General features: G+C 70.8%; 5 protein-coding genes and 1 pseudogene. 2 read left to right on the top strand and 4 right to left on the bottom strand.

What is annotated here, in order from left to right:
• Both IJH84_RS13220 and IJH84_RS13215 read right to left on the bottom strand, forming a co-directional pair.
• Positions 1–542 (bottom strand): FAD-dependent oxidoreductase (locus IJH84_RS13220; protein WP_295144664.1); only part of this gene is annotated, 542 nt, incomplete at its 3' end.
• Entirely contained in the window at positions 539–1,768 is a 1,230-nt protein-coding gene (locus IJH84_RS13215; RefSeq protein WP_200069501.1) for a cytochrome P450, read from the bottom strand. The genes IJH84_RS13215 and IJH84_RS13220, both read right to left, overlap by 4 nt.
• Positions 1,769–1,896: 128 nt before the next feature.
• On the opposite strand from IJH84_RS13215, the gene IJH84_RS13210 reads away from it, so the two are divergent.
• Together IJH84_RS13210 and IJH84_RS13205 are read left to right on the top strand one after the other, a co-directional pair.
• Positions 1,897–2,088, top strand: a complete 192-nt coding sequence (locus tag IJH84_RS13210) for a ferredoxin (protein ID WP_200069500.1) — start codon at positions 1,897–1,899, stop codon at positions 2,086–2,088.
• Positions 2,088–2,855 (top strand): enoyl-CoA hydratase/isomerase family protein, encoded by a 768-nt coding sequence (locus IJH84_RS13205; protein ID WP_295144658.1) that lies wholly within the window; start codon positions 2,088–2,090, stop codon positions 2,853–2,855. The genes IJH84_RS13210 and IJH84_RS13205 overlap by 1 nt, the downstream gene beginning before the upstream one ends.
• A gap of 194 nt (positions 2,856–3,049) precedes the next feature.
• Here the strand turns inward: IJH84_RS13205 and IJH84_RS13200 are convergent, their stop codons facing one another.
• Positions 3,050–3,814, bottom strand: a complete 765-nt coding sequence (locus tag IJH84_RS13200; RefSeq protein WP_200069499.1) for an SDR family NAD(P)-dependent oxidoreductase — start codon at positions 3,812–3,814, stop codon at positions 3,050–3,052.
• A gap of 48 nt (positions 3,815–3,862) precedes the next feature.
• Positions 3,863–4,063, bottom strand: a pseudogene (locus IJH84_RS13195) (steroid 3-ketoacyl-CoA thiolase); the annotation flags it as partial.

Genomic DNA, 4,063 nt, shown 5'->3' with positions numbered 1-4,063 from the left:
TCGATCATCAGGACAGCCTGCTCGCCCAGCGCACCGAGCGGGACCGGCGCCGCTTCCACGCAGGTCACCGAGCAGCCCCGGGCCAGTGCGGCGGTGGCCACCTCGGCACTGATCCAGCTCGCGCCGACCAGCACGACCCGCTCTCCTGGCTGCAGCCGTTCCCGCAGCAGCGCCGCGTCGTCGGCAGTGCGCACGACCAGCTGCGGACCGTCGCCGGGAAGCCGCACCGGGCTCGCGCCGGTGGCGATGACCAGCGCGTCGTAGCCGACGTCGCCGGAATCGGTACCGACCACCCGTTCCGCCGGATGCAGCGATCGAGCCGCTGCGCCCAGCCGGAGATCGACCGACAACGCCTCGTAGTCGGTCCGCAACGTGGGATCGAACTCTTCCCGCAACGCCGCCTTGGTCAGCGGCGGCCGGTCGTAGGGCGCCCGCCGCTCGGCCGCGAGCAGCACGATCTCGCCGTCGAAACCCTTGCGCCGCAGCAATTCGCAGGTGCGCGCCGCGGCCAGCCCCCCACCGGCGATGACGACCCGGGTCACCGGGCGAGCTTCGGGCCGGGAGTGAACCGCGCCGGGATGCGCTGGAAGCCCATGTTCGTGCCCTGGTGCGGATAGCGCTCCAGCGCGTCGAAATCGACGGTGTAGTCCGGCATCCGGGTAAGAATCTCGTTGAGCAGCGTCTTGGCCATCAACCGGCCCAGGTGCGAGCCGGCGCAGCGGTGCACCCCGATGCCGAAGGCGGTGTGCCGGTTCGGCCAGCGGTCGATGTCGATCTCGTCCGGGTGCTCGAACAGCGACTCGTCCCGGTTGGCCGAGGCCCAGGAAAGCAGCACCCGGTCGCCTTGCCGCATCGGGCAGCCGCGGAACTCGGTGTCCTGCGCGACGGTGCGGGCCAGCGCCTGGGTGGGGGAGAAGTAGCGCAGGAACTCCTCCACGGCGTGGTCGAGCAGGCTCGGATCTTCGATCAGCCGTTGCCGCACGTCGGTGTGCTCGGCCAGCCAGACGAGCGTCTGGCTCACCAGCGAGGCGGTGGTCCCGGTACCGCCCGCGATGAGCAGCTCGACGATGGCGAAGACCTCGTCGTCGGTGATCGGCCGGTCGTCCACGGTCTGCTGCACCAGGTAGCTGATCACGTCGTCCTGCGGATCGGCGCGGCGCTGCTCGATGATCCGGCTCATCTGCTCGGACAGGTAGGGCAGGTCCACTTCGGTGGCCTGGCGCCACTTCTCGCTGCCGGGCACGGCGGCCAGCGTGGCGTGGTGCGCGCGCGAGTAGCGGCGCCACTCCTCGACCGGCAGGCCCAGCCAGTCGATGGTGACCAGCGACGGAACGCCGATCACGGAGGTGAAGTCGCACTCGCCGGTCTCGATGACCTCGTCGATGAAGCTGCTGACGTGGTGCTCGACCATGCCGCGCATCCGCTCGATCGCGGCGGGCGAGGTGATCGGGTTGATCAGCTTGCGGAACTTCCGGAAATCCGGTGGATCCAGTTCAATCGGGATGTGGAAGTGCATGGGCGTCTTCGGGATCACCACGGACAGCCCCTCGCCTCCGGAGGAGGTGCGCGCCGAGGAGAACACGCCGTCGTCCCGCGCGGCTTCGAAGACGCTCTCGTAGTCGGACAGCACCCAGTAGCCACCGTGCGACTCGGTCCAGGCGAGTCCGTGCTCGTTGCGGACGGCGCGGTAGGAAGCGACCGGGTCCGCGGAGTGCTCCTGGGAGTTGTGATCGAAGCGGATCACTGGACAGCGCTGTTGCGAAGCCATGCTGCTGGGACCTCCTATTGCATCAACCCCGCTGTTGACCTGATAATGGTTATACTAGATATGCCGGTTGTCAACGGTTCGCACGAAGCCGGGGGGAGTCGGCGCCACCTCGACGAGGAGGAAAAACCATGCGCGCGCGGGTCGATCCGAACCACTGCCAGGGGCACGGGCTGTGCCAGATGAGCGCCCCGAACGTCTTCGCGTTGCGCGAGGAGGACGGCACCGCCTACGTGCTCGAAGAACAGGTCCCGGCCGAGTTCGCCGACGAGGCCGTCGAAGGCGCGGACTCCTGCCCCGAGCGCGCGATCACGGTCGACTGATGGGGGAGGACGTGCTGGTCGAGCAGCGCGGGGACGCGCTGTGGCTCACGCTCAACCGGCCGGAGCGCAAGAACGCCTTCGATCCCGCCATGTCCGACGCGATCGTCGAAGCGCTCAGCGGCGCCGATGAGGCGCGGGCGGTGGTGCTGACCGGATCCGGCGGCAGCTTCTGCGCAGGCGGATCGTTGCAGCAGCTCAGCACGCCGACCACCGGGGAGATGCGGGCGCTGTACCAGGGCTCGCTGCGGTTGTTCGACGCCGTGCGGCAATGCCCGCGCCCGGTCATCGCCGCGGTCAACGGCGCGGCGGCCGGCGGCGGCAACGAACTCGTCGTGGCCTGCGACCTGGCGATCGCGGCGCGTTCGGCGACGTTCGGCCAGACCGGGCCGAAGGTCGGCAGTGCCCCGGTCACCGGCGCCACCAACGTGCTCGGCGTGCAGATCGGGGAGAAGCGGGCCAAGGAGATGGCGATGCTGTGCCGGCGCTACTCCGCCGAACAGGCCGAGAGCCTGGGCCTGGTCAACGAGGTGGTCGAGGACGACCGGCTGGCGGAGGCGGTGACCGGATGGGTCGAGGAGCTGGCCGAGCTGAGCCCGCGCTACCTGGAGATCACCAAGATCTCCTCCAACATCTGGTGGAACTCGGCGCGGGACTCGTTCAGCAACGGTCTCGGGATGCTGGTGCAGGCGGTGGGCAGCGCGGACATGGTCGAGGGCGCCACGTCGTTCTTGGAGAAGCGGCGACCGCGGTTCCCGCCGCCGGAGTGATCCCGGCGGCGTCGGGCATCGCAGTGACCTCGGCGGCCGCAGGTGCAGTGATTCCGGCGGCCGCAGGCGCCGCAGCGGGAGTCACCGCGAACCGGACCGCCGCGCGAACTCCGGTGGTGCGCGCAGGCACCGCAGCGGCACCGGCGCAGCCGCGGCAGTACCGGCCCCCTGCCCGCGCAGGGGGCCGGCGCCGGTCATTTCGGGGGCATCCGGATCGCCCCGTCCAGCCGGATCGTCTCGCCGTTGAGCATCGGGTTGCCGATGATCTGCTCGGCGAGCGCGGCGAACTCGTCCGGGCGCCCCAGCCGCGACGGGTGCGGCGTGCGGGAGGCGAGCCCGTCGCGGATCTCGTCGGAGAACCGGGACAGGATCGGCGTGTCGAACGTGCCCGGCGCGATCGAGCACACCCGCACCAGCTTGCGCGCCAGGTCGCGGGCGGCTACGAGCGTCATGCCGACCACCCCGGATTTCGCCGAGGCGTAGGGGATCTGCCCGATCTGGCCTTCCCACGCCGCGACCGAGGCGGTGAGCACGCAGACTCCGCGCTCACCGTCGACCGGCTCGTTGCGCGCCATCCGGGCCGACGCCAGCCGCAGCACGTTGAAGCTGCCGGTCAGGTTGGTGCGCACGATCGACTCGTACTGCTCCAGCGAGCCCGGTTCGCCGTCGCGTTCCACCACGCGGACCGTGCCGCCGCGGCCCGCGCAGTGCACCAGCGCGCGGATCGGGCCTTGCTGCTCGGCGAGGTCCATCGCCGCGTCGACCGCCTCCGGATCGGCCACGTCGGCCGGGGCGAAGCTCGCCTTGCCACCGAGCTCGGCCGCCACCTGCTCGCCCGCGGAGCTCGGCAGGTCCACCAGCACCACCGGCACGCCCCGGTCGAGCAGCCGCTTGGCGCTGGCCAGCCCGAGCCCGGACGCACCGCCGGTCACCACTGCGCTGCCACCGTCGAGGTTCATCGTTCTCCTGCTCCCCCGGCCGCATCGCCGAGTTCGTCGGTTCCGCGCTCAGGCCGCGGGGTTTTCCAGGATCGTCGCGTTGGCCATGCCGCCGGCTTCGCACATCGTCTGCAGCCCGTAGCGCGCGCCGGTGCGTTCCAGGTGGTTGATCAGCGTGCTCATCAGGCGCGTCCCGGACGCGCCGAGCGGGTGCCCGAGCGCGATCGCGCCGCCCACCGGGTTCAGCGCCGCGTCGGCCACGCCGAGTTC

This window comes from Saccharopolyspora sp. (assembly GCF_017434145.1).
In the GTDB taxonomy this organism is placed as follows: domain Bacteria; phylum Actinomycetota; class Actinomycetes; order Mycobacteriales; family Pseudonocardiaceae; genus Saccharopolyspora_C; species Saccharopolyspora_C galaxeae.
Note: the sequence above shows the minus strand (reverse complement) of the source record. Positions and strands in the feature narration are given on the sequence as shown.

Excerpts from the sequence above, each read along its gene's own strand:
- IJH84_RS13205 (WP_295144658.1), top strand. The coding sequence starts at position 2,088 with ATGGGGGAGGACGTGCTGGTCGAGCAGCGCGGGGACGCGCTGTGGCTC.
- IJH84_RS13210 (WP_200069500.1), top strand. The coding sequence starts at position 1,897 with ATGCGCGCGCGGGTCGATCCGAACCACTGCCAGGGGCACGGGCTGTGC.
- IJH84_RS13215 (WP_200069501.1), bottom strand. The coding sequence starts at position 1,768 with ATGGCTTCGCAACAGCGCTGTCCAGTGATCCGCTTCGATCACAACTCC.
- IJH84_RS13200 (WP_200069499.1), bottom strand. The coding sequence starts at position 3,814 with ATGAACCTCGACGGTGGCAGCGCAGTGGTGACCGGCGGTGCGTCCGGG.